The following is a 25,130-nucleotide window of genomic DNA, read 5'->3' as shown; positions in this document are numbered from 1 at the left end:
GTATAGATTCGCACCGGCCGGGCGGTGGGCGTGTCCACGTATCGTCCGGCGTCGTCTATCGCGGGAGTCGGCCGCAGCACGAAGGTGCTTGACGAAGGGTCTGGCTCGAAAGACGACTGCAGCGCGGTGAGAAGCACAAGAGGGCTGTCACCCATGATGTACGTCTCCCCGATGTGTATGCCGTGCGCCTCCACCATGGTTGATACCCGAGTGATGGCCTGCTCGAGGTGATCGCCGAGCGCACCCATGCCGCGCACGCGGCTGATCAGCTCCGCCGTTGACATCAGGGTCTGCCGGTAGGCATCGCGCGGCACCTGCCAGATTGGGATCGCCGAATCACCGAAAACAACCTGGGCGGCAGTGAGGTCGATCGCCAGGTTGTACTCTGCCCCCTCGGACCCAGGGGGCGGTTCTGCGAGGCCTTTGTGCTCGGGCCCCCCGATCCAGACGAGCGTGAGGCGCTCGGCGATGCGCGGCTCGAGGAGCACGGCGCTCGCGACCTCGGTAAGGCCGGCGCCGCAGGCCAGGTAGAGGGGCAGGTCGGTGTCGTCGCGCATCGCCTCGGCGATGATTGCGTCGGTGGCGGCCGACCGGATCGGCGTGAAGCGGTCGACGAGCGCAACGTTCGAACCGGCGACGACCGGGACGCGGTCGCTATGTCCGGCGAGATCGACGACCCGCTGCGCCGCCGCGGCAGCGTTGTCTGCGGTCCGGCCGGAGGGGTCGAACGGGTCGCCCTTCCGCAGGTGCGAGCCGATCACGACTCGGATGTCGACGGAGGGCGACAGCAGATGGTGCGCGAGCTGGATCAAACCATCTGGATCCCCGGAGAAGTCGTTGTCGACGATCACGCGGGCTCGCGGTTGAACGATGGCTCGGAGATCTGAGAGCGAGGGGAACGTCATCGTCGTCCTTAGTATGAAAGCCGAGCGATACTCGGCCTTGGTCCCGTGCATGAGGGGCTTCGAATGTCGTCAGCACAACGAGATCTCTCCCCTCGCGGCATGCGATCTGCAGGGCAGGAGGCAATGAGGCGGAGAGTAACGCTGGCGCAACGCGACGCTCTCAAAGTAACACAAGCGATTCCCGGAGCATTTCGGTGGTCAGGTCGAGTATGCGGGCCCGAAAGTTCGCCCCTCAACGCTTGTCAGCGGGTCATGGCCGAGTGCGCCCGAGAACGCCGCGAACACGGCTTCACCGAGCGGGCCGGGCGAGTAGCGGTCTCGCGGATCGACTCGGTCGATTTCGTCCTCGGATTGTGATCGCGTGATAGCCGAACCCTTGCGCCGGCCGCCGAAACGGGCGTTGCCCTGCCAGCCTCGCGGCCGCTGCGTGACCATCGAGCCATTCGTCCATGAGTAGTCGACGGTGCCAAGAAGCCGTTTTTCCGTGTGCGGGGTCAGCGGCTTCGCTCCGGTCTCGCCAACGGGAGGGTCCAGCGGTGAGGCTGATGGAAAGCGCGGGAAAACGCCGAGCTAGAGCTCGACCGTGATCAGGAGCCGCACAAACATCCGCGTCTCCTCCGCCATATCGATCGATTCCCGGTCGAGCAGCCACTGCAGCTGGGCCCCATCTATGACCGCGATCAAGCCGCGGGCAGCACTCGCCGGGTCCACTCCCGGAGCGAGCTCGCCTCTGGCCTGGATTCGCTCGAACGCGGCAGTGATGAACGAATTCACCCAGGCGTAGCGACCCACGAAGTAGTCGTGTGCCGGGTGGTCGGGCGCGGTCGCTTCCGCCGACAGTGTGCAGTGCAGTTCGACGAGCCCGGGAACGCTCGAGTTGTATTCAACGAGCCTGATCAGCCCACGAATCGTCTCGAGGCCATTCTCCTCATCGCCGTTCGTATACTCACGCGACTGATCGTCACGCAACTCGAGCACAGCGGCGAGCAGTTCGTTCTTGTTCGCGAAGTGGTGCAGGAGGCCGGCCTGGCTCATCCCCACACGCTCAGCGATCTCTCGGATGGATCCACTCCGGAATCCGCCGGCAGAAAATACGTCGATACCCGCCTCGAGGATTTCACGCCTGCGACCAGCGGTTTTGGCGTATTTGCCACGAGGCTTCCCGGTCACGGTCATGGGGGAACTCTATAACAGATGCGCCGAAAACCTAGTGACCATTCGTTTTTCGTGTTAGCTTCTCTCGAGACGTAGCCCAATGGGGGCCTACACCACAGCTGAAAGGGACCAAAGATGTTCCGATGGAAAAGAGCCGCCGCAGTTGGCGCGGTGCTCGCACTCGCCCTGACGGGATGCTCCGCAGGCGGCAGCAACGACGGGGACAGCGCCAGTTCCGACAAACTCACTCTTGGTCTCATCGCTACGGCGACGACCTTCGAAGCGCAGGCGATCAACTTCGCCAATGAGGCGCCATACGGCCAGGCCGTGTACGACACTCTTCTCAAGGCGACCCCCGAGGGCGAGGTCGTCGAGAACCTCGCCACCGAGTGGAAGTACAACGAAGACAGCACGGTCCTCACCCTCACCCTCCGCGACGACGTCACCTTCACCGATGACACCAAATTCGACGCCGAGGCCGCCGCACAGAACATCCTGCGGTTCCGCGACGGCACCTCGCCGAACAAGAGCCTGCTCGCTGCCGTTGCCGACGCGAAGGCCATCGATCCGACCACCCTCGAGCTCACTCTCAGCCAGTCCGACCCCAACCTCCTCGTCGCGCTGACCCAGAACGCCGGCATGGTGCAGAGCCCCGCGTCGTTCGAGAACGCCGATATCAAGACCAACCCGGTCGGCTCGGGCCCGTACATCCTCGACACCAAGGCGACCGTCGTCGGATCCTCGTACGAGTTCACGAAGAATGAGGACTACTGGAACCCTGACAGCGTCCACTACGACGCCCTCTCGCTCAAACCATACGCAGACCCGACCGCGATGCTCAACGCTCTCAAGGGAGGGCAGCTCAACGGCGCCAACACGGCAAGCAACAACGACCTCGCCGAGATCGAAGCAGCCGGCTACACGGTGAACCCCTTCGAGCTCAACTGGACCGGCCTGATCCTCTTCGACCGCGCCGGCACCATCGAGCCTGCGCTCGGCGACGTTCGCGTTCGCCAGGCGATCAACTACGCGTTCGACACCGAAGCGCTGCTCGAGGCGGTCGGACAGGGCCTCGGTACGCCGACGACCCAGATCTTCCCGACCAGCTCGGTCGGATATGACGAAGAACTCGACTCGGCCTACTCGTACGACCCTGAGAAGGCCAAGGACCTGCTCGCTGAAGCAGGCTACGAAGACGGTCTCACACTCTCCATGCCGTCGACCTCCGGGCTCGGCACCACGGTGTTCACGCTGATCGGTCAGCAGCTGAAGGACGTCGGCATCACCGTCGAGTACACGGATGCCGGCAACAACTTCATCGCCGACATCCTTGCTCCCAAGTACGGATCGACCTACATGATCCTGCAGCAGGACCCGGACTGGGCACTGATCAACTTCGCGATCGCCCCGACCGCGACCTTCAACCCGACGAAGTACCAGGACCCGAAGGTCGACGAGCTCATCGAAACGGTCCACAACGGATCGCAGGACGAGTCGGATGCCGCGGTGAAGGAACTCAACGCCTACATCGTCGACCAGGCCTGGTTCGCTCCCTGGTACCGGATGCAGTCCAGTTTCGTGACGGATGCCAAGACCGACGTCAAGACGCAGGTCGGCAACGCCTACCCGTACCTCTGGAACTTCACGCCGAAGTCCTAGGCACCACTCGCCGGGCCGTGCGGGAACGCGCGGCCCGGCTCCCCCTCAGTTCTACAGCTAGGAAACAACGATGTTTGGTTTCATCCTGCGGCGGCTGGTATCCGGAGTTGTTCTCCTCCTCGTGATCTCGGTGCTCGCCTACACGCTGCTCTACGTCGGCGGTGGCAACATCGCCAGGCGCATCCTTGGCCAGTCGGCCACAGAAGAAACGGTCGCCCAGAAGACCGCCGAACTCGGTCTCGACCAGCCAATCATCGTCCAATACTTCGACTGGCTCTCCCGTGCTCTGACCGGCGACCTGGGCACGAGCTGGTTCACCGGACAGCCGGTCACCGAAGGGATCTCCTCCCGCCTCGCCGTGACGCTCTCGATCGTGATCGGGGCCACTATCATCACTGCGATCGTGTCCGTCATTCTCGGAGTCTGGGCGGCCGTCCACGGCGGATGGGTCGACAAGGTCGTCCAGGGAATCTCCATCCTCGGGTTCGCGATCCCCGGCTTCCTCATCGCCCTCGGGCTCGTGACCTTCTTCGCTCTGAACCTCAAGTGGTTCAAACCGACGGGCTACGTGCCGTTCGCCGTGTCGCCCACCGAATGGCTCGCGAGCGTCACCCTGCCGATCATCGCCCTCTCCATCGGCTGTATCGCCGGTGTCACCCAGCAGGTGCGCGGTTCGGTCGTCGACGCGCTCCACCGGGACTACGTCCGCACACTGCGCAGCCGCGGCCTGTCGCACAACCGGGTCGTCTACAAGCACGTCCTCCGCAATGCCGGCGGACCGGCCCTCGCCATCCTTGCCGTGCAATTCGTCGGACTCCTCGGCGGTGCCATCATCGTCGAGCAGATCTTCGCCATCCCCGGCCTCGGCCAGGTCGCGGTCATCGCCACCAGCCAGGGCGACATCCCCATGGTGATGGGGCTCGTGGTCGCCACGGCGGCGATCGTCGTCATCGTCAACCTGCTCATCGACCTGCTCCAGGGCTGGCTCAACCCGAAGGTGAGGCTCGCGTGATCGACCTGACTCCCGCAACGATTCCCCCGAAGGCGGCCCGCACGTCTCTGATCGTGCGGTTGCTGAAGACCCCGATCGGCCTGGCGTCGATCGTCTTCCTCACCCTCCTCGTGCTCAGCGCGATCTTCGCGCCGCTTCTGACACCGATCGATCCGAACCAGGCGTCCCTTCAGAACATCCTCGGCCCGCCCAGCGAGGGGCATCCGCTCGGATTCGACAGTGCAGGGCGCGATGTCTTCTCGCGGCTGCTCTACGCCGGTCGGTTCAGCCTCGCCGGCGGTCTGCTCGCCCTCATCATCGCCGCGATCATCGGTGTGACCGGCGGCCTCCTGGCGGGTTACTACCGCGGCTGGTTCGACAGCGTGTCGTCCTGGTTCGCCGGGTTGCTGATGGCCCTGCCCGCCATGGTCGTCCTGCTCGCTGCCCGCGCCGTCCTCGGCCCGTCGATGTGGTTGTCGATGGCCATCTTCGGTGTCATCCTCTCTCCGGCGTTCTTCCGACTGGTCTACGCCTCCGTCACGGCGGTGCGCGATGAGCTCTACGTCGATGCCGCCCGTGTCTCCGGGCTGAGCGACGGCAGCATCATCGGCCGTCACATCCTGACGGTCGTCCGGGCTCCCGTGATCATCCAGTCCGCCATGATCCTGGGGATCGCGATCGCGATTCAGGCCGGTCTCGACTTCCTCGGCCTCGGCGACATGACGATCCCCACCTGGGGAACGATGCTGAACGACGGCTTCGTCAACATCTACAAAGCACCGCTCCTCATCCTCTGGCCGAGCCTCGTGCTCGCCCTGACCTGTATGGCACTGACCCTGCTGGCCAGCACCATGCGGGACACCCTCGAACGCAGCGGCACCAAGCCGAAGAAACTCAAGCAGCGCCCAACCGCAGGAATCGACCCGGACAAGGTCCCGGCCGTCACCCACGACGAAGACCACCGGACCGCGGCAAGGACCGGCGAAGTCCTGCTCGACATCAGCGACCTCTCGATCGGGTACGCCCAGCCGGACGGCTCGACCAAGACCGTCGTCCACGACGTGTCGCTGACGGTTCGCCGTGGAGAAGTGCACGGTCTGATCGGTGAGTCCGGTTCGGGCAAGACCCAGACCGCCTGGTCGATCATGCGTCTCCTGCCCGAAGGCGGCCATGTCACCAACGGTGCCATCGTCTTCGAAGGCAAGGGACTCGCCCATGCCACGGAGAAGGAGATGACCAAGATCCGTGGCCGGAAGATCGCCTACATCCCGCAGGAACCGATGTCGAACCTCGACGCGTCGTTCACGATCGGCAGCCAGATGGTCGAGCCGATGCGGGTCTGCCTCGGACTGTCGAAGAAGGCCGCGACCGAGCGGGCTCTCGAGCTCCTCTCGCACGTCGGCATCCCGAACCCGAAGCGCACCTTCGCGGCATACCCGCACGAGGTCTCGGGCGGCATGGCCCAGCGCGTGCTGATCGCCGGCGCGATCTCGTGTGAACCCGACCTGCTGATCGCCGACGAACCCACGACGGCGCTGGATGTCACGGTGCAGGCCGAGATCCTCGAACTGCTTCGCCGCCTGCAGGACGAACTGAACATGGGCGTCATCCTCGTCACCCACAACTTCGGTGTCGTCGCCGACCTCTGCGACCGCGTCTCGGTGATGCGTCACGGACGAATCATCGAAACCGGGCCTGTGCGTGCCATCTTCAACTCGGCCAGGCACCCGTACACCCAGTCATTGCTCTCGGCGATCCTCGAGGAGGGCAACGCTCGGGGCGAACTTGCCCCAGTGCCGCCGCAGACCACCACGCAGGGAGTCCAGTCGTGAACCAGCCACTGCTCGACATCAAGGACGTCATCGTCGAATACCCGGTCAAGGGATTCCGGAAGGCCCCCTTCCGCGCTCTCAAGGGCGTCTCCCTCGACATCCGTCCGGGCGAGACCGTCGGTCTCGTCGGGGAGTCCGGCTCAGGGAAAACCACGCTCGGCCGGGCGGTGCTCGGCCTCGCGCCCGTCACCGGCGGCGAGATCCTCTACAAAGGCAAGGACATCGCCCACCTCGGCCGTAAGGAACGTCGCGCGCTCTCGAGCGACATTCAGGTGGTCTTCCAGGACCCGTACACGTCGCTCAACCCGTCGCTGACGATCGAGCAGATCCTCGTCGAGCCGCTCACAATGCGCAAGATCGACAGCAAGACGGCGACGAAGCGGGTTGTGGACCTTCTCGATCAGGTCGGACTGCCCAGCAACGCCGCCGACCGGCTGCCGCGTGACTTTTCCGGCGGCCAGCGTCAGAGGATCGCCATCGCCCGAGCGCTCGCTCTCGACCCGCGACTGATCGTCTGCGACGAGCCGGTGTCGGCGCTCGACCTGTCGACGCAGGAACGCGTGCTGGATCTGTTCAAGGAGATCCAGGAGCGTACGGGCGTCGCCTACCTGTTCGTCTCCCACGACCTCGCGGTCGTGCGCCACCTCAGCCATCGCGTCGCCGTGATGTTCCACGGCGAGATCGTCGAGTGGGGCGACGGCGACCAGGTCACCTCCGCACCCGAGCACCCGTATACGCAGCGACTGTTCCTGGCCGCCCCTGTCCCGGACCCCGACCGGCAGGAGCAGCGCAGGGCCGACCGGCAGCGTCTCCTCGCCATCCAGGAGGAACAGGAACTGCAGGCCGGGGCACTCTCATGACGGATGCTGTCGAGGATGCCGTTTTCGACGGCATCCGATTCGGCGCAGCGTATTACCACGAGTACCAGCCGAGCCCGCGGCTCGACGAAGACCTCGACCTCATGGTCGAGGCCGGCTTCACTGTCATCCGTGTCGGCGAATCGGTGTGGTCGACGTGGGAACCGGAGAACGGCGTTTTCGACCTCGACTGGCTCCAGCCGGTGCTCGACGGGGCTCACGCGCGCGGCATCGGCGTCATCCTCGGCACCCCGACCTACGCCGCCCCGATGTGGCTGGCACGGCTCTACCCCGAGATTGCGGGCGATTCGGCGACCGGCGTTCCGTTCACCTGGGGCAGCCGGCAGGAGATGGACTTCACCCATCCGGCGTTCCGCTTCCACGCCGAGCGCGTCATCCGTCGCATCGTCGAGCGGTACAAGGACCACCCGGCGATCATCGGTTACCAGGTCGACAACGAGCCCGGCATCCACCTGCTCTACAACCACGGAATCTTCCAGCAGTTCGTCGACCACCTCCGCGGGATCTACGGCGACGTCGAGACCCTGAACCGCGAGTGGGGCCTCGTCTACTGGTCGCACAAGCTGTCCACCTGGGCAGACCTCTGGGTCCCGGACCGTAACTTCCAACCGCAGTACGCGCTGGCCTGGCGGCGCTTCCAGACCACACTGGTGACCGAGTTCATCGGCTGGGAGGCCGACATCGTGCGCGAGATCGCGCATCCCGAGCACTTCGTCACCACCTGCATCTCCTACGAGCAGGACGGGGTCGAAGATGTTGACCTGTCTGCGCAGCTCGACATCTCGTCCGGCAACGCCTATTACGAGATGGAAGCCTCGCTGGCGCATCCGTCGACGCTCGAACGGTCGGACAACTGGATCGTCCGGGGAACGTGGGCGCTGTACCACCTCGCCGATCTCATGTACTCGTCCAAGCAGTCATCGTTCCTCGTCACGGAGACCAACGCATCGTCGATCGGGCACTCGTCGCTGAACTTCTCGCCGTACGACGGCCAGTGGCGGCAGGCGGCCTGGGCACTGGTCTCGCGCGGCGCCGTCATGATCGAGTACTGGCACTGGCACACCCTGCACTTCGGGACCGAGACGTACTGGGGCGGCATCCTTCCGCATAGCCAGAAGCCCGGCAGGACGTACCGGGAACTCGCCCAGCTCGGTGCGGATTTCGCGAAAGCCGGCGCCGCCGTGCGCCGCGGGACTCCGGATGCCGACATCGCGGTCCTCTACGACTCCGACAGCAAGTTCGCACTCGCGTCGCAGGCCCCGTTCGGAGCCCCTGGCGCGTATCTGGACCCGGATGCCTACCGCAGAATCCTCGCCTCGTTCGTTCGCGGCGCGTTCGATGCCGGGCTGCAGACCCGGCTCGTGCGGCCGCAGCAGGTGTTCCCGACCCGGGCGACCCCTGGCGTGGATGCCATCGACGGCGGAGACCCTGCCGCATTCGCGGCTCGGTACCCGATTCTCCTCATCCCCGCCTTCTTCACCGCTGCCGATGAGGAGCTCGACTGGCTCGACGCCTATGCGGAAGCCGGTGGTCACCTCGTGCTCGGACCCCGGTCCGCCTATGCCGACCGTGAGGGACGCGCCCGCCTCGAGGTGCAGCCCGCCCGTCTCGCCGAGACGGCAGGCACCTGGTACGACGAGTTCGCCAACCTTCCCAAGCCGATCCCGGTCACGACGGATGCGTCGGGAGACTTTCAGGTGAAGGGCGGCGCCCACGCCACCGACTGGGTGGACGGGCTCACCCTCAACGACACCGCTCCGGCGACCGCGCTGGCCCACTACCGGCATCCGCACCTCGGCCGCTGGCCCGCGATCACCACCCGCGAGAGCGGATCGGGGCGCGTCACTGTCGTCGGAACCGTGCCCGACCACGCACTCGCCCAGTCGATCGCCGAATGGCTCGTCCCGAAACCCGTCGCCGGCTGGACCGATCTTCCGGCCTCCGTGACGGTCACCAGTTCGACAGCGCCCGACGGCATCCGCACGTTCTTCGTCCACAACTGGTCGTGGGACCCGGCATCCGCCGTTGCTCCCGCCCAGCTCCGCGATCTCGTCACCGATGTGACCGCGGAGCCCGGCGACGCAATCACGCTCGGGCCGTGGGACGTCCGCGTTTTCAGTACCTCCATCACGTCCACCACCGATAGAAAGTGACTGTCGCCATGACTCAGGCCACCGCCGCCCAGCCGGCAACCTCAACCAACCTCGAGGAGCGCCTCGGCGGTCTGCTCGACCAGCTCAGCCTCGAAGAGAAAGTTCTTCTCCTGACCGGCCACGACTTCTGGGCGACCGAGCCGCTGGCGAAGATCGGACTCCGTCGCATCCTCGTCTCCGACGGGCCATCCGGTGTGCGCGGTGAGGTCTGGGACGAACGCAGCCCCTCCCTCAACCTGCCCTCCGCCACCGCGCTCGGTTCGTCCTGGGATCCCTCCATCGCCCGCCGGTACGGCAACGTCGCCGCCGTCGAGGCACGCCGCAAGGGCGTCGACGTCGTGCTCGGCCCGACCATCAACCTCCACCGGTCACCGCTCGGCGGTCGCCACTTCGAGTGCTTCAGCGAAGACCCGGTCCTCACCTCCAGCCTCGCCGCCGCCTACGTGTCGGGAGTGCAGGAGAACGGTGTCGGCGCGACGCCCAAGCACTACATCGCCAACGACTTCGAGACCGACCGGTTCACCGTCGACGTTCAGGTCGACGACCGTACTCTCCGGGAGCTCTACCTGCTCGCCTTCGAGAAGGCGGTCACCGAGGCACACGCCTGGCTGATCATGAGCTCGTACAACTCCATCAACGGCGCCACCGCCACCGAGAACGACCTGCTGGAGACCCCGCTGAACTCCGAATGGGGATTCGACGGCGTCGTCATCAGCGACTGGACCGCCGTGCGCAGCATCGAGAGCGCGAAGCACTCACAGGACCTCGTCATGCCCGGCCCCGCCGGCCCGTGGGGCGATGCCCTCGTGGCCGCCGTCCGCGCCGGTGAAGTCGAAGAGTCCGCCATCGACCGCAAGGTCCTCCGCATCCTCGGTTTGGCTGCCCGTGTCGGCGCTCTCGAAGGGTTCGAGCCGGTCGTCGCCGCGCCGGTGCAGGTCGAAGACGGCATCGCGTTCGTCCGCGAAGCTGAAGCCGCGGGATCCGTGCTCGTCCGCAACACCGGAGAACTGCCCTGGTCGGCGGATACTCTCACGAGCGTCGCCGTGATCGGTGACAACGCCCGTCACGCCCGCACCCAGGGCGGCGGCAGCGCGACAGTGCTGCCGGAGAAGATCGTGACGCCGATCCAGGGCATCCGCTCTGCCCTGCCGAACGCGTCGATCAGCTACTCGCAGGGAGCCGTCGTGCAGGAGGGAATCGCCGAGTTCCCGCTTGCGAGCATGACGAACCCGTCCACCGGTGAGCCCGGTGCTCTGGTCCGGTTCCTCGACGCAGACGGAGTCGAACTGTTCCGCGAGGACCGTCTCGCCAGTGCGCTCATCTGGTTCGGCGGCGACGCGCCGATCGAACGCGCGAGCGTGTTCGAGTTCAGCACGACGTACCTGCCGGACACCACCGGCGAGATCCTTCTCGGGTTCGCGTCGGTGGGCAACGGCCGCATCTTCGTCGACGGCGAACTGCTCCACGAGGAGAACCTCGCCTCGATCGGAACGGACCTCGGAGCGTCGTTCCTCGCCCCGCCGTCGAGCTCGGTCCACGTCGCCGTGCGCGACGGAGAGCCGATCGACATCACCGTCGAGTACGACATGACCGGCCCCACGGTCATCGACGGCGTACTCGGCATCACGATCGGTATCGAGCCGGAGCGCTCGAACCCTGAACAGCTGATTGCGGATGCCGTCGCAGCCGCCCGCGAGGCCGACGTCGCCGTCGTGGTCGTCGGCACCAACGCCAAGGTCGAGTCGGAAGGCTACGACCGCGAGTCGCTGGCACTCCCCGGCCGCCAGGACGAACTCGTCGCTGCCGTCGCCGCCGTGAACCCCCGCACGGTCGTCGTCGTGAACTCCGGCTCCCCGGTGCTGATGCCGTGGCGGAACGATGTTTCCGCCGTGCTGCTCACCTGGTTCGGCGGTCAGGAATACGGTGACGCGCTCGCCGACATCCTGCTCGGCCAGGTCGAACCTGGTGGACGCCTCCCCACGACGTGGCCGATCGCCGAGGAGGACGTGCCCGTGCTCGACGTGACCCCGAAGGACGGTGTCGTCCGCTACGACGAGACCATTCACATCGGCTACCGCGCCTGGCTCAAGGCCGGCACCGAACCCGCCTACCCGTTCGGTCACGGTCTCGGCTACACGACGTGGGAGCTGACCGACCTGACCGTCGACGCGGCGACCGTGACCCCCGAGACCGAACTGACGGCATCCGTTCGCGTCACCAACATCGGCGACCGCGCCGGCAAGCAGGTCGTGCAGATGTACGCGTCGCGCGCTGACTCGGCGATCGACCGGCCCGTGAAGTGGCTCGTCGGCTACGCCGTCGTCTTTGCTGAGGCCGGCGAGACTGTCGTCGCCACCGCCGACATCCCGGCACGATCCTTCGCCGACTGGCAGGACGGCTGGCACTATGAACCGGGCACCTTCCGTCTGCACGCCGGCACCAGCGTCATTGACTTGCCGCTCGGAACCACCGTGGAGGTCGTCGCATGAGCTACCCGAACCCGCTGATCTCCGGTTTCTACCCTGACCCGAGCGTCGTCAAAGTCGGCGACGAGTACTACCTCGCCACGTCGACTTTCGAGTACCTGCCCGGCATCCCGATCTTCCACAGCCGCGACCTCGTGACGTGGACCCAGATCGGCAACGTCGTCGACAGGCCCGGCCAGCTCCACTCCGAGAACGTGCCCACCCTCGGTGGTGCCTGGGCGCCGACGATCCGGTTCCGCGACGGCGTCTTCTACGTCGTCGTGACGGATGCCATGGCACGGGGGATGCTGATCTTCACGACCGGTTCCCCCTCGGGCCCGTGGAGTGACGGGATCGTCGTGGAAGGCATCCATGGCATCGACCCCGACCTCGCCTGGGGCGACGACGGAACCGCGTACATCACCTACTCGGGCCTGGACACGACGTCGGGCAACGATCCGGGCGAGCACGGCGGCATCCTGCAGATCACCGTCGACCTCGAAACCGGGATCCCGACGAGCGAGCCGCGCCAGTTGTGGTCGGGCACGGGGCTGAAGTTCCCTGAAGCACCGCACCTCTACCAGCACGGTGACTATTGGTACCTGCTCATCGCCGAGGGCGGAACCGAGCGCGGGCACGGCATCAGCGTGGCCCGCGGCGACTCGCCAGCCGGTCCGTTCGCCGACGGTGCCGGGCAGGGTGGGCCGACCAACCCGATCCTCTCGGCACGGAGCACCGGGCGCGAGATCCAGAACACCGGGCACGGTGACCTCGTCGAAACGCCGGACGGCGGCTGGGCTCTCATCATGCTCGGGATGCGTCCGGGCGGTATGACGCAGGCGTTCTCCGCCCTCGGGCGGGAGACGTTCATCACCGAAGCGCGCTGGGAGAACGACTGGCTCGTGGCCGAGCCGGTTCTGCTCAACCCGCGAGCGGGGATGACGGTGTTCGAGACCGACTTCGACGAGACCGAACTCTCGCCGGAATGGATCGCCATCCGCCGCTTCCCCGCCGAGGTCTCGTCGCTCAGCGAACGGCCCGGCTGGCTCACTCTCTCCGGTGACGGCTCGACACTGGACGACCAGCGCCCCCATCTCGTCGGCTGGAGGCAGCAGCATCCGTGGGCGACGGCATCCGTCGTGATCGACCCGGGAACCGGACTCGGCGGACTCAGCGTCCGCTACGACGAGGATCACCACTACGAGATCGAGGTCGGTGACGGCCAGGCGACCGCCCGGGCGTCCGTGGCCGGGATCCGCCAGAGCTGGACGGCGCCGGTGCCGTCTGGCGTCACGACGCTCGGCATCGACTTCGTGCCCTCCGACGGCGAGAGCATCCTCGCGAACCTGACCAGCGACATCGTCGTGCTCAGTGTCGGTTCGGGCGACGACCGGGTTGAGCTTGCGCGTGTCGACGGGCGCTACCTGTCCCAGGAGACCGCCGCGTCGTTCACCGGCCGTGTGATCGGGTTGTATGCCGTAGACGGAATGGTCGCGTTCGACTCCTTCCGCTACACCGGGAACGACTGAATCGATGGGGTTCACCACAGAGGATTCGCTGGCCGAGGTGCTCGCCCACCCGCAGGGGAACCGGATCCTCACCGAGTTGATCCCGGGAATCATCAACGCCCCGATGGCACAGCAACTCGCATGGATGCCGGTCGGCAACGTCGTGATGATCTCTCCGGCCGTCCGGGACGACACCGACGTGCTCGACCAGTTGTGGGAGCGCCTGGGCGCGCTCGGCGACTCGGCGGCCGCGGTGCCGGCCGAGGCCGGTTACCTCGACGTCGATCCTGGCTACGAGGCTGCGACGGTGCCGACGGCGTCCGCGGTGCTGACCGCGCCAGCGACGGTCGGGCTGCGTGGCCGGGTCGAGCTTGTTTTGCAGGGGCCGAGTCACGGCAACCCGTTCACCGATGTCGAACTGACAGCGACGGTGACCGGTGACGGGACAAGCCGGACGGTCGGCGGGTTCTACGACGGCGACGGCACGTGGCGTCTCCGGTTCTTCGCGGATGCCGTCGGCGAGTGGACGTTCACAACCACGTCGAACGCGCGGTCGCTCAACGGCCACAGCGGCACAGTTCTCTGCGAGGGGGAGCCGGAATCCCGAGGGCCGGTCGTCGTCTCCGAGACGCACCACTTCCGATATGCCGACGGCAGCCGGTACGTGCCGATCGGCACGACCGCCTACGCGTGGACGCACCAGACCGACGAGCTCGAGGAAGCCACGCTGGGCACCCTCGCCGATTCGCCATTCAACAAGCTGCGGATGTGCGTATTCCCGAAGGCTTATCTGTTCAACGCGAACGAGCCCGAGCTGTTTCCGTTCGAAGGGTCGCTCGCGAAGGGCTGGGACTTCACCCGCTTCGACCCGGCCTACTTCCAGAAGCTCGAGCGCCGGATCGAGCAGCTCGCCGAGCTCGGCATCGAAGCCGACCTCATCCTGTTCCATGCCTATGACCGGTGGGGATTCTCGAAGATGGGTGCGGCTGCCGACGACCGGTTCGTCTCGTACGTCGTGCGCCGCCTCGCCGCCCATCCCTCGGTGTGGTGGTCACTTGCCAACGAATACGACCTGCTGCCCTGGAAGTCGACCGACGACTGGGAGCGGCTCGCGACCGTGGTCACCGCCAACGACCCGGTCGGGCACCTGCTCTCGATCCACAACTGCCTGGGCTTCTACGACTATTCGAAGCCCTGGATCACCCACAGCAGCGTGCAGCGGATCGACGTGTACAAAACGGCAGAGAACACGGATGCCTGGCGGGACGAGTGGCACAAGCCCGTCGTCATCGACGAATGCGCTTACGAGGGTGACATCGATCAGGGCTGGGGCAATATCACCGGCGAGGAGATGGTGCGCCGGTTCTGGGAAGGTGCGGTGCGGGGCGGATATGTCGGGCACGGCGAGACCTACCTCAATGAGCGCGAGGAACTCTGGTGGTCCAAGGGTGGTGAGCTCGTCGGATCGAGCCCTGATCGCATCCGATTCCTGGCGACCATTCTCGCCGAGGCTCCGGGTGGCGTGCTCGACCCGCTGCCGTCGGACTGGGACGTACCATGGGCCGGCGTCGCTGGCTCGTACTACCTGCTGTACCTGGGCTTCGGGCAGTCCCGGTACCGCAACATCGTGTTGCCGCCGGGGCAAAAGTACGTCGTCGACGTGATCGACACGTGGAACATGACGATCGAGCGCCTGAACACCACAGTGGAGGGCTACTTCCAGGTGCCGCTGCCCGGGCGGCAGTTCATGGCCGTTCGGATGACGGCGGTCTAGAACGCTGGTCTGGTGCCGGAGATCACACGAATATCGGGATGCTTTCGCGCTTTCTCCTGAGAACCGTGTGATGTCCTGTCAACCGTGCTGATCGCGACGCGTCAGCGCGCGTTGAGCCGCGCGAACACCTCGTAGAGGTGACTCAAACCCTCCGGCGGGAACATGATCAGTGAATCCCCGAGCGTCGAGTCACTCTTCCACTTGCCGCCGGCCGTCCAACCCAGGCCGATGACGTAACCAAGCTCAGCGAACGCGCCCTCGAGCGCGATACGGGCGTCGGCATCCGTCACGATGTCGGCGAGCGACGACTCGAGGGAGTACACCGGGCGAGCGTTGTCGGTGATGGCCGCCGAGGCATCCGTCGTCCACTCGTGCACGCCGGATCCGACGGTGACCGTGTCGAGACCGGCCAGCACGACGCGGGCGCGGGTGTTCGGCGGGACGATGGCGCGAAGCGTGAGCTCGGACCCGGCCAGGGACCACTCGACGGACACGGTGCCGTAGCCGGTCTCGAGCTTCGCGCGGGCGGACGTGACACCGCCACCGAGAATCGGGGCGATCTCGATCGTGCGATAGCCGGGCTCGGCTGGGGCGATGCCGCCGATCGCGCGGTGCATCCAATCGGCGACAGCACCGAGCGCATAGTGGTTGAACGAGGTCATCTCGCCGGGGTTGATGGTGCCGTCCGGCAGCATCGAGTCCCAGCGTTCCCAGATCGTTGTCGCGCCCATCGAGATCGGGTACAGCCACGAGGGGCATCCCTCCTCGAGCAGCAGCCGGTAGGCCACGTCGCTCTGCCCGCCGAGACACAGTGCGTCGGCGATGAGCGGGGTTCCGACGAAACCGGTACCGATGCGGTACCCGTGAGCACGAACGAGTTCGGCGAGGCGGGCGCCGGCGAGGGCGACCATGTCGGGCTCGGTGAGAAGGCGGAAGGAAAGCGCGATCGAATATGCCGTGTGAGCGTCAGACACCATGCGCCCGGCCGGCGTCACATACTCGCGAAGGAACGCGGTGCGGATGCTCTCGGCCAGCTCTCCGTAGTGGCGGGCGTCGGCCCCGTGGCCGAGCACATCCGCAGCGGCGGCCAGCCGTGCGGTCGAGTGGAAGTAGTACGCCGTCGCGACGATGTCGGAGTCGGTCTTCGCCTGGGCCGGGTTCTCCGGCGGAGCGCTGGGGTCGAGCCAGTCGCCGAACTGGAATCCGCCCGTCCAGAGGTGGTTGCCGCCGGCGAGCGCGGCCACGGTCTCGACCCAGGACCGCATGCTCCCGTACTGCCGCTCGAGAGCAGCAGTATCACCGAACCGGGTGAACAGGGTGTCGGGAACGAGCGTGGCGGCATCCCCCCACGCGGCGGCGGCGATGGGCGGCATCGGCAGCGGGTTCGGAACCACGAACGGCACGACGCCTCCGGCCCGCTGCTGGTCGATGTCGACGTCGCACAGCCAGGAGCCGAGGAAGCCGGACACGTCGTAGAGGTAACTCGCGGTCGGGGCGAACACCTGGATGTCGCCGGTCCAGCCGAGACGCTCGTCACGTTGCGGGCAGTCAGTGGGCAGGCTGAGAAAGTTGCCGCGCATTCCCCACAGCACGTTCGAGTGCAGCTGATTGAGCTGGGGGTTGCTCGTTTCGAGCGTGCCGGTGCGCACCATGTCGTTGTGCACCACGACAGCCGTGACGGCGTCGAGGGTGAGCTCGCCGGGCCAGTTCTCGATCTCGGCGTATCGAAACCCGTGAAAGGTGAACCGGGGACTCCAGGTGCGGATGCCGTGCCCGTCACCCGTGAACGAGTCGGTCGCTTTCGCAAAACGCAGCGGACGCACGCCGAGTTCGCCGTTCTCGAGCACCTCGGCGTGACGGAGCGTGACGGTGTGACCAGCAGGCGCATCGATGCGCAGCTCCAGCCACCCGACGAGGTTCTGACCGAAATCCACGATCGTCCTGCCCGACGGCGTCGTGACGATCTCGCGGGCAGCGACGCTCTCGATCCGGCGCACCGGCGGGGCGAACGACGCTGTCAGGCGCGAAGCATCCGCGTCGAGAACCGTGGCGGGCACGGCGTCCGCCAATTCGACGTCCGGGTCGGCGAACGCCGCAGTCTCGAGCCGGGCGTCGTAGTGCTCGCCTTGGTAGATGCCCGCGCTGAGGACCGGGCTGTTCAGGCTCGCGGTCCACGTTGCATCCGTCGCGACGATTTCGCTCGTGCCGTCGGTGTAGGAGATGCGCAACTGTGCGGAGAGCGCGCGCGGTCCGGCGTAGCTGCGGGCGAAGTTGCCGTCGAAGCCGAACCGCTCCCCGTACCAGCCGTCCGCAACGGTGGCGCCGAGCACGTTCGGGCCGGTCCGGATACTGTCGGTCACGTCGAAACTCTGCACGGTCAGGCGCGCCTCGTAGCTCGTCCAGCCGGGTGTGAGGACTTCGTCGCCCACGGTCGTGCCGTTGAGGACCGTCTCGTAGATGCCGTGCGCGGTCACCGAAAGGATGGCGGTCGCCACCTCGGCCCGCGGGGTGAAGGTGTGGCGGAACAGCGATGTCCTCTGGCCGTCGTCGACCGGAGCATCCTCAGCCTCGGCGGCGATGAAGGATGCCGCCCAGTCGGCCGGCGCGAGTGGGCCGGTGCGCAGGGTCACCCACTCGCCCGGTTCGGCGTTGGCCGGGACCGGCTCGGTGTCGGTCGCGCTGGCGCCGCTGACCTGCACCCGGATGTCGACGGACTCGTAGGCGCGGAGCGGCTCGAAAGGCCAGGCCACGTGCTGCGAGTTCGCGGACTGCTCCTCAGCACTCGTTATTCCGCCGGCGCTGCGGCGCTCGATCCGGTAGCCGTCCTGTTCCCAGTCGGGCTGGTCGGTCTCGACGCGCCAGGAGAGCGAGGGCGTTCCGGTGGCAAGGAACGCGGGACGACCGCGGCCTTCGGCCCAGAGGGCAGCGACGACGGGGGATGACTGGGGCATGGCTCTCCATTGAGATAAGCAAAACGCTACAAAAACCTTACAGCTATTCGGTTTTCAGATCGAGTCTCGGATTCCAGCCGTGCCCTCCCAACGGCGCGGCATGAAGCGAGAGGCGAGGAGCGGGGATGTTCGCGCGTGCCGGTTGCGAAACATGAGCGGTTCACTAGCCGTTCTCTTCGCTTGCGCCTTCTGCGTGCCACCCGGATCTGAACTTGCTTCAGCGTGCCCGATGCGGACCGAATGACACTCCACCAACGATCCTCGCCTTGGGCGCCTGAGCCAAACACCGCCGCTCCTCGCACGACGGAAAAGGAACCTGTTCACCAGACCGGCGAAGAGGACTCCCCCACCGTTTAGCCGCGGCTTAGCGCTCGATTCTGTCGAGGTGGAGCATCCGGGCAAGGTTCTTGTCGAGCTCCTCATCGCGGAAGACCTTCTTCCAGTCCTCCTTGATAATCGAGTCCTTGCCGTAGTCCATGGCGATGAGGCAGGCGTCGCTGAACGGGTTATCACCGCGAAGCCCATTGGCGAGAGCCACCTGGGTGTGCCCGAGCAGTATCGACCGCGCGGCCGGCTCCGGTACGCCCATGGTGTTAACGGCCTCGTCGAGGGCCTCCTTGAGGAGCGCGCCGATCATGCAGGCGATCGTCTCGACGAGGGTGGGCTCCAACTGGGCGAGCTGCTTGATCGTGACCCAGTGCACGTCGACGACGGGTGCGTAGATGGCACGGACGGTGGCCTCGACGATGGCCTTCTTGGCCGGGTCGTCGGACTCGATCGCGGCGATGGCATCCTGCGGCGCAGCGATGCCACCGAACGTGTCGGCGTACTCCTCAGGCGTGGTGCGCTGCAGGAAGATCGACGGGTGGCAGGGGTGCGCTACGGCCTGGATGACGTCTTCGCGCGTGGTGAGCAACCCGGCGTACGCGGCGGCGGGATCGAGCGTGAGCACGATCGCGCCCGACTTCAGCTGGGGAACGATCTCGGCGGTGACCGGGCCGAGTGCGAGGTCGGGCACGGCCAGCACGATGATGTCGGCGTCGGCGATGGCGTCGGCGGTCTCGGTGAGCTCCCGGCCTGCCGCGCGGACGCGGTCCTGGCCGACGGGCGAGTTCTCGCTGTAGAAGACGACGTGGTCGGTCTTTGCGAGGTTGTCGGAGACGCGCGTCCCCATCTTTCCTCCGGCGCCGATCACGGCGATGGTGGGGGTGTCCTGTGTGGTGGTCATCGGTTTCTCCATAGGTAGTCCAGGGTGTTGGCCGTCCAGGCGATCTCTGCCTGGACGGTGGTCTCGGGGTCGCCCTGCCACGGCAACCAGTGTTCGACGATCTCGTTGATGCCGCGCTCATCGGGCCGCACGACATCAACCAGGTGGGAGTAGTCATGCAGCCCCTCGCCCATCGGGGCGCCGCTGTAGGTGAACCCGACCCAGCCGTCCTGCCGCGCGAAGGCAAAATCCTTGACGTGGATGTTGCGGGTATCCGGTGCGCACCGGTCCACGGCATCCTTCGGCAGTTCCAGTCCGGCGACGACGTTCGCCGGGTCGAGGCATATGCCGAGCCGGTCGCTGCTGACCTTCTGGATGAGCCCGACGAGATCGGCTGTGGGCACCTGCTCGTACGTCTCAAGCGCGAGGGTGACGCCTGCTGCTTCGAACGAGGGCAGGATGCCGTCGAGTATCCGCGCCGCCTCGTCGAGGCTCGGGCGGAAGTCTGGTGAATAGACCATGCTCCGGAGAAGCGTCGCGTCGAACACGTCGGCCAGGCGCAGGAAGTCCGTCAGGTGGGCGGGCTGGATTCCCTTGGTGCCGAGTTCGATCGTGAGCCCGAGGCCCTGTGCTTCGGCGGCGGCAGCGGCGAGTTCGGCGTGCGACATGGTGAGGAGCGGTGCGTAGTCGCAGATCTGGAAGAGTTCGACGCCGAGTTCCCTGGTCCGCTCGAACGCGCCGGTCAGGCTCAGCGGTTCGGGAACACGATCGGAATGCTGCCAGAAGAATGCGTAGGTTCCAAGCCCGATCATGCGCGTACCGCCGATCGCGCGAGCACGGATGCCTCGGTGAGAACGGATGCCAGTGCGGCCGGGTCGTGTGCGAAACGACCGAGAAAGAGGCCGTCGACATCGGAACCGAGCGCAGTCAGGAGTCCTGGTCCTGCGCTTCCCCCATAGATCACCGAACTGCCGTCGCGGCCGTCGAGTGATGTGATCACGCCGCGCAACCGGGCGCACACGGCACGGATGTGGTCGGTTCCGGCTGGTTTGGCAGCACCGATCGCCCAGACCGGTTCGTACGCGACGAGAACGCGGCCAGCGGGTGCGCCGTCGAGCGCGGACATGAGCTGCTGCTCGACCTCGGCGGCCGCGACACGGGGTTCGCTGCGGAGAGTCTCGCCGATGCAAAGCACAGGGGCGATGCCGTTGCGCAGGGCAGCAGCCGTCTTGGCCGCAACGATTGCGTCGGTCTCGCCGAAGAGCCGTCGGCGCTCGGCATGCCCGACCTCGACCACGCCGACACCGAGTTCGGCGAGTTCAGCGCCGGAGACCTCGCCGGTGTACGCGCCCTGGTCTTCCCAGAACAGGTCCTGGGCTCCGACGGTCACCGGGGTGCCCGTCAGCGCATCGATCGCCGCGGGAATGGAGACGAAGCTGGGGATGACGAACAGTTGGACCGCGCCGCTCGTCACGGACTCGTTTTCACGAGCGATCCGGGCGACGGAAGCGAACCAGTCCCGGGCACGCACGTGGCCGAAGTACATCTTCAGGCTCACTCCGACGACGACAGGTGACATCAGCAGCTGCCGGTCGATTCGTAGGTGTCGAGCACGGCAACCTTCTCGGCACTCGCCGAGTTCTCGTCGAAGCGGTATGTGAGCCATTCGCGTACAAGCCTCCGGGCGAGTTCCGCCCCGATGACGCGCTGGCCCAGGGCGAGCACTTGCGCGTTGTTCGACAGAACGAGACGCTCGACGGAGAAGCTGTCATGGGCGACGGATGCCCGAACGCCCTTGACCTTGCCAGCAGCCATCGCGACACCCATTCCGGTGCCGCAGACCAGGAGCCCGCGGTCCGCCTCACCCGCGGCGATGGCTTCGCCGACCGCGACGCCGACGCGCGGGTACGGGGTGTGGCTGTTCACGTCCACGCCCACATCCGTGACGCTCTCAACCAGGTCACTGGCGAGGAGGTCCTTCTTGAGGATTTCCTTGTAGTCAAAACCGGCGTCATCCGATCCGATGACGATGCGAAGCCTGTCCATTACTTTTCCTGTTCCTTGAGTACGGTTGCGAGTTTCTGGACGATCAGCGCGAGCGAGTGCGCTCCGGCGTCCGGGGTGCCGAGCGACTTCTCGGCGTGGGGACGGGCCCTGCCCATCCGCGGTAGCAGGTCGGAAGTCGCTGCGGCGGCGGCGCTGCATGCGTCGGCGGCGATCGCCCACGCGGCTGCGAGCCGCACTCCCCCGGCGATTTCGCGCGACAGCGTGTCGGCGAACGGGACAAGCGAGTCGACCATGGTCTTGTCCCCCGGAACTGCGCCGAACGTCAGGATGCTGTCCTTCGCAGCCTGGACGCCTTTCGCAACGGCGGCACCGGTCGGGGCAGCGGAGTTTCCGAGTGCGCGCGCGACAGCGGTGAGTGCGGATCCCCAGAGTGCCCCCGAGGTTCCTCCCGCACGGTCCGACCAGGCGTCGGCGGCACGCGTCAGCAGGGTCTCGGCGCCGGCGCCGCGCTCGAGGGCGTCTCGTGCTGCCGCCTTCGCTGCCTGTGAGCCGCGCTGCATACCGATCCCGTGGTCGCCGTCACCGGCGACCGCGTCGATCCGGCCGAGTTCGTCGACGTTCGCGCCGACGACGTCGGCGATGGCATCGATGGCGGCGAAGGCGATCCGGGCGGCAGCATGCGACTCGGAGCTGGCGTGAGGGATCTCGTCGACGCTCTCAGCGATGTCGGCGACCTGGGCCTGCTCAGCTGCGGCCACCGAGCCCTTGCGGTAGGCGGGAGTGTCGGCGGGGGCGCGCCAGAAGGTCTCGAGCTCGTCGTCGAGCCAGAAGAGCGTCAGGGACGCTCCGGCCATGTCGAAACTCGTCACGAGTTCGCCGACCTCAGGGTCGATGACCGTGACGCCTGCTTCGCCGAGCAGTTCTGCAACCCGGCGGTAGACAACGAAAAGCTCTTCATACTTGACCGACCCGAGGCCGTTGAGAATGACCCCGGCCCGCTGGCCGTTCGCGGCTTCGACGCCCTCCGGAAGTTCGGCGAGCAGTGTCGAGACGAAGAGATCGGCAAGGCCGTCGGCGGTGGGCACGTCGGTCTCGCCGATGCCCGGCTCACCGTGGATGCCGATACCGACGCCCATCCGGCCCTCAGGCACGGTGAACAGCGGGGCTGCAGCCCCAGGCAAGGTGCAGCCGGAGAAGGCAACGCCGAACGAGCGGGTGCGCTCGTTCGCGAGCACCGCAACGCGGACGACCTCATCGAGGGAGTAGCCGGCCTCAGAGGCCGCAGCGGCGACCTTGAACACGGTGAGGTCGCCGGCGATCCCCCGGCGTTTGTGTTTCTCGGCGACCGAGGCGCTTGCGATGTCGTCGGTGACGACGACGGTCCGGCAGTCGATGCCTTCCTCACGGAGGCGGTCCTGGGCCTGGTTGAAGTGCAGGACGTCTCCGGCATAGTTGCCATAGCTGAACACCACACCACCACCAAGGTGGGCGGCCGCACCAACGGAGTGCACCTGCTGGGCAGACGGCGATGCGAAGAGGTTCCCCATCGCGGCGCCGTGGGCCAGACCCTGGCCGACCAGACCGCCGAACGCCGGATAGTGCCCCGACCCGCCGCCGATGACCACAGCGACGGACCCGGGCTTCGAGACGGTACTCCGGATCACTCCGCCGGGAACACGGCGAACTTGAGACGCGTTTGCGGCGACGAACCCGTCGATCATCTCGTCGGCGAAGGCGACCGGGTCATTGAACAGACGAGTCATGTGCGAGTGCTCCGAAAAATAAGAAGGATGAAAAGAACGGTGAGGAGGTGGGGCGGCCGGCGAGCCGCCACCCCACGACGGTTACTGCGCCAGAGCCTGGGCGTCGACTTCGTCGACGGTCCCAGGCTGGGTCATTCTGGCGCGCGAGACCCGACCGCTTTTGAACGCGTCGCGGATACGGCCCTGTCCGTGCGTCTTCTCCGTGTGCTTGCGCTCGGTCTCGAGGGCACCGGTGAGCCAGACCTGTTCTTCGGTGGTGAGCCACTTCGCGTCGGCGGGTCGATCCTTGAGGTAGAAGAAGGCGACGATACCGATGATGATGGCGGGCACGGCCACTCCGAGGAACATGAAGCGCCAGCCTTCAATCCCGAGCCGTTCACCCTGAACGACGAGGATGGCGGCGAGCGGTGCGCCGATGACGGTGGTGAGTGGTTGAACCAGATAGAACAGGGCGAGGATCTTGGAGCGGTGCGCCGCAGGGACCCAGAGGCTGAGGAACAGGATCGCCCCAGGGAAGAAACCGGCTTCGGCGACACCGAGCAGGAATCGCAGGGCGACGAGCTGTTCGAAGTTTTGCACCCAGGTGAAGAGCAGGGCCACGATCCCCCAGCTGACCATGATCCGGGCGAGCCACTTGCGGGCGCCGAATCGGTGCAGGGCGAGGTTCGACGGTACCTCAAGCAGGATATAGCCGATGAAGAAGACGCCGGATGCGAAGCCGAACTGGGCCGCTGACAGGGCCAGGTCTTCGTTCATCCCGTTGGGAGCGGCGAATCCGATCGCGGTTCTGTCGAGGTAGTTGATGAAGAACATGAAGGACACGAACGGCACGAGGCGGATGGTGACCTTTGTGATCGCCGACTTCTCCACCGCTGATTGCGGCCGGGATGTCGGTGTGGTGGAAGCCACAGTAACTCCTTCGTCATGGCACGGAACTGCACATTCGCCCGGCCCGATGTTCGCGGCGGTTGCGACATCGAGTATTCAAGACTTTCGGGAGCATGTCAACCGGTTGACCAATACTCAAGTCAACCGGTTGACCTACCTGGACTAAACAGGAGTGTTGCAGCGGGCCATCCAGTAGCTTTAAGTCATGCCGGCATACCCGAATGATTCGTCCGCTGGGATCGCCGCGTCGATCGGTAGTTTGGCCGGCGGAACACCGGTATCCGCCGTGGCGAAGCGCCTGCTGGAAATTTTCACCCGGGGCGACATCGAGCCGGGTACGCGACTCCCCCCTGAGCGTCAGCTCGCGACCACGCTGGGTGTCGGGCGCTCGGCCGTGCGGGAGGCCCTCGCCGCTCTTGAGATCCTCGGGATCGTCGAGGTCCGGCCCGGCTCCGGTACGTATTTGCGCGGCGCCACCAGCGAACTGCTCCCCCAGACGCTCAGCTGGGGACTCATGATCGGTGCTCCCCGCACGATCGAACTCATCGAGGTGCGTGGAGCGCTCGAGATCTACGCCGCTCGGCTCGCCGCCTCACGCATCAGCGACGAAGCGCTCGAACGCCTTGGCCGGCACGTAGAAGAGATGCGGGCGAATGCAACCAACCTGAAGGCGTTCGTCGAGGCCGACTTGCAGTTCCACGCCGAACTAGCCCGCAGCATCGACAACACGGTGCTCCTGGACCTGCTGTCCAGCATCCGGTCGCTCCTGAGGGTCTGGGTAGACCGCGCTGTGCAGCAGCCCGAGGAGGCCAACGCGGCGATTGACGAACACACCGCGGTGTACGCAGCGATCGCGTCGCGGGATCCGGATGCCGCAGCGTCTGCCATGGCCGTCCACATGAACACCGCTGGGGCCAGGCTGTCCGGCTCAATGACGCCGTAGGCCGCGGGAAATCGAGCCGGGTCCCACCGCGAGGAGAAGAGCAGACGCGAG

At 66.3% G+C, this 25,130-nt stretch carries 17 protein-coding genes and 1 pseudogene; 9 read left to right on the top strand and 9 right to left on the bottom strand.

The window, feature by feature from the left end; all coding sequences use genetic code 11:
- Window positions 1-905, bottom strand: a 905-nt coding sequence (locus JWP90_RS12745) for a nucleoside hydrolase (protein ID WP_297364882.1), incomplete at its 3' end; no start/stop codon positions are given.
- 570 nt (window positions 906-1,475) lie between these two features.
- The gene (locus tag JWP90_RS12740) at window positions 1,476-2,081 is read right to left on the bottom strand and encodes a TetR/AcrR family transcriptional regulator (RefSeq protein ID WP_297364880.1); all 606 of its coding nucleotides are present in this window, start codon (window positions 2,079-2,081) and stop codon (window positions 1,476-1,478) included.
- A gap of 114 nt (window positions 2,082-2,195) precedes the next feature.
- On the opposite strand from JWP90_RS12740, the gene JWP90_RS12735 reads away from it, so the two are divergent.
- From JWP90_RS12735 to JWP90_RS12700, 8 genes are all read left to right on the top strand, one after another.
- Window positions 2,196-3,719, top strand: a complete 1,524-nt coding sequence (locus tag JWP90_RS12735; RefSeq protein WP_297364878.1) for an ABC transporter substrate-binding protein — start codon at window positions 2,196-2,198, stop codon at window positions 3,717-3,719.
- 70 nt (window positions 3,720-3,789) lie between these two features.
- A complete protein-coding gene (locus JWP90_RS12730; protein ID WP_297364873.1) occupies window positions 3,790-4,731 on the top strand; it encodes an ABC transporter permease in 942 nt (313 codons plus the stop codon).
- Entirely contained in the window at window positions 4,728-6,542 is a 1,815-nt protein-coding gene (locus tag JWP90_RS12725; RefSeq protein ID WP_297364870.1) for a dipeptide/oligopeptide/nickel ABC transporter permease/ATP-binding protein, read from the top strand. The genes JWP90_RS12730 and JWP90_RS12725 overlap by 4 nt, the downstream gene beginning before the upstream one ends.
- A complete protein-coding gene (locus tag JWP90_RS12720; RefSeq protein WP_297364867.1) occupies window positions 6,539-7,402 on the top strand; it encodes an ATP-binding cassette domain-containing protein in 864 nt (287 codons plus the stop codon). The genes JWP90_RS12725 and JWP90_RS12720 overlap by 4 nt, the downstream gene beginning before the upstream one ends.
- Window positions 7,399-9,573 (top strand): beta-galactosidase, encoded by a 2,175-nt coding sequence (locus JWP90_RS12715; protein WP_297364864.1) that lies wholly within the window; start codon window positions 7,399-7,401, stop codon window positions 9,571-9,573. Before JWP90_RS12720 ends, JWP90_RS12715 begins: the two co-directional genes overlap by 4 nt.
- An 8-nt stretch (window positions 9,574-9,581) precedes the next feature.
- Window positions 9,582-12,062: a beta-glucosidase gene (locus JWP90_RS12710; protein WP_297364861.1), complete on the top strand. Its 2,481-nt coding sequence runs from the start codon at window positions 9,582-9,584 to the stop codon at window positions 12,060-12,062.
- Entirely contained in the window at window positions 12,059-13,567 is a 1,509-nt protein-coding gene (locus JWP90_RS12705; RefSeq protein WP_297364858.1) for a glycoside hydrolase family 43 protein, read from the top strand. Before JWP90_RS12710 ends, JWP90_RS12705 begins: the two co-directional genes overlap by 4 nt.
- Before the next feature lie 4 nt (window positions 13,568-13,571).
- Window positions 13,572-15,320, top strand: a complete 1,749-nt coding sequence (locus JWP90_RS12700) for a DUF5605 domain-containing protein (protein ID WP_297364856.1) — start codon at window positions 13,572-13,574, stop codon at window positions 15,318-15,320.
- Window positions 15,321-15,421: 101 nt separating this feature from the next.
- Here JWP90_RS12700 and JWP90_RS12695 read toward each other — a convergent pair whose 3' ends face one another.
- The 7 genes and pseudogenes from JWP90_RS12695 to JWP90_RS12665 all read right to left on the bottom strand — a co-directional run.
- Entirely contained in the window at window positions 15,422-18,271 is a 2,850-nt protein-coding gene (locus JWP90_RS12695; protein WP_297364853.1) for an alpha-L-rhamnosidase, read from the bottom strand.
- Between the two features lie 364 nt (window positions 18,272-18,635).
- Window positions 18,636-19,499, bottom strand: coding sequence for a phosphogluconate dehydrogenase C-terminal domain-containing protein (locus JWP90_RS12690; protein ID WP_297364850.1), 864 nt, complete (start codon window positions 19,497-19,499; stop codon window positions 18,636-18,638).
- On the bottom strand, window positions 19,496-20,290 hold the full coding sequence (locus JWP90_RS12685) for a TIM barrel protein (RefSeq protein ID WP_297364847.1): 795 nt from the start codon (window positions 20,288-20,290) through the stop codon (window positions 19,496-19,498). Before JWP90_RS12685 ends, JWP90_RS12690 begins: the two co-directional genes overlap by 4 nt.
- Complete coding sequence (locus JWP90_RS12680; RefSeq protein ID WP_297364845.1) at window positions 20,287-21,057, bottom strand: triose-phosphate isomerase family protein; 771 nt, start codon at window positions 21,055-21,057, stop codon at window positions 20,287-20,289. The genes JWP90_RS12685 and JWP90_RS12680 overlap by 4 nt, the downstream gene beginning before the upstream one ends.
- Complete coding sequence (locus JWP90_RS12675) at window positions 21,057-21,524, bottom strand: ribose-5-phosphate isomerase (RefSeq protein ID WP_297364842.1); 468 nt, start codon at window positions 21,522-21,524, stop codon at window positions 21,057-21,059. Before JWP90_RS12675 ends, JWP90_RS12680 begins: the two co-directional genes overlap by 1 nt.
- Complete coding sequence (locus tag JWP90_RS12670) at window positions 21,524-23,248, bottom strand: dihydroxyacetone kinase family protein (RefSeq protein WP_297364839.1); 1,725 nt, start codon at window positions 23,246-23,248, stop codon at window positions 21,524-21,526. The genes JWP90_RS12675 and JWP90_RS12670 overlap by 1 nt, the downstream gene beginning before the upstream one ends.
- 210 nt (window positions 23,249-23,458) lie before the next feature.
- A pseudogene (locus tag JWP90_RS12665) lies at window positions 23,459-24,061 on the bottom strand (MFS transporter); the annotation flags it as partial.
- A gap of 280 nt (window positions 24,062-24,341) precedes the next feature.
- Here JWP90_RS12665 and JWP90_RS12660 point away from each other — a divergent pair.
- Entirely contained in the window at window positions 24,342-25,079 is a 738-nt protein-coding gene (locus JWP90_RS12660) for a FadR/GntR family transcriptional regulator (RefSeq protein ID WP_297364836.1), read from the top strand.
- Window positions 25,080-25,130 lie beyond the last annotated feature (51 nt).

Source organism: Mycetocola sp., from assembly GCF_025464835.1.
In the GTDB taxonomy this organism is placed as follows: Bacteria; Actinomycetota; Actinomycetes; order Actinomycetales; family Microbacteriaceae; genus Mycetocola_A.
Note: the sequence above shows the minus strand (reverse complement) of the source record. Positions and strands in the feature narration are given on the sequence as shown.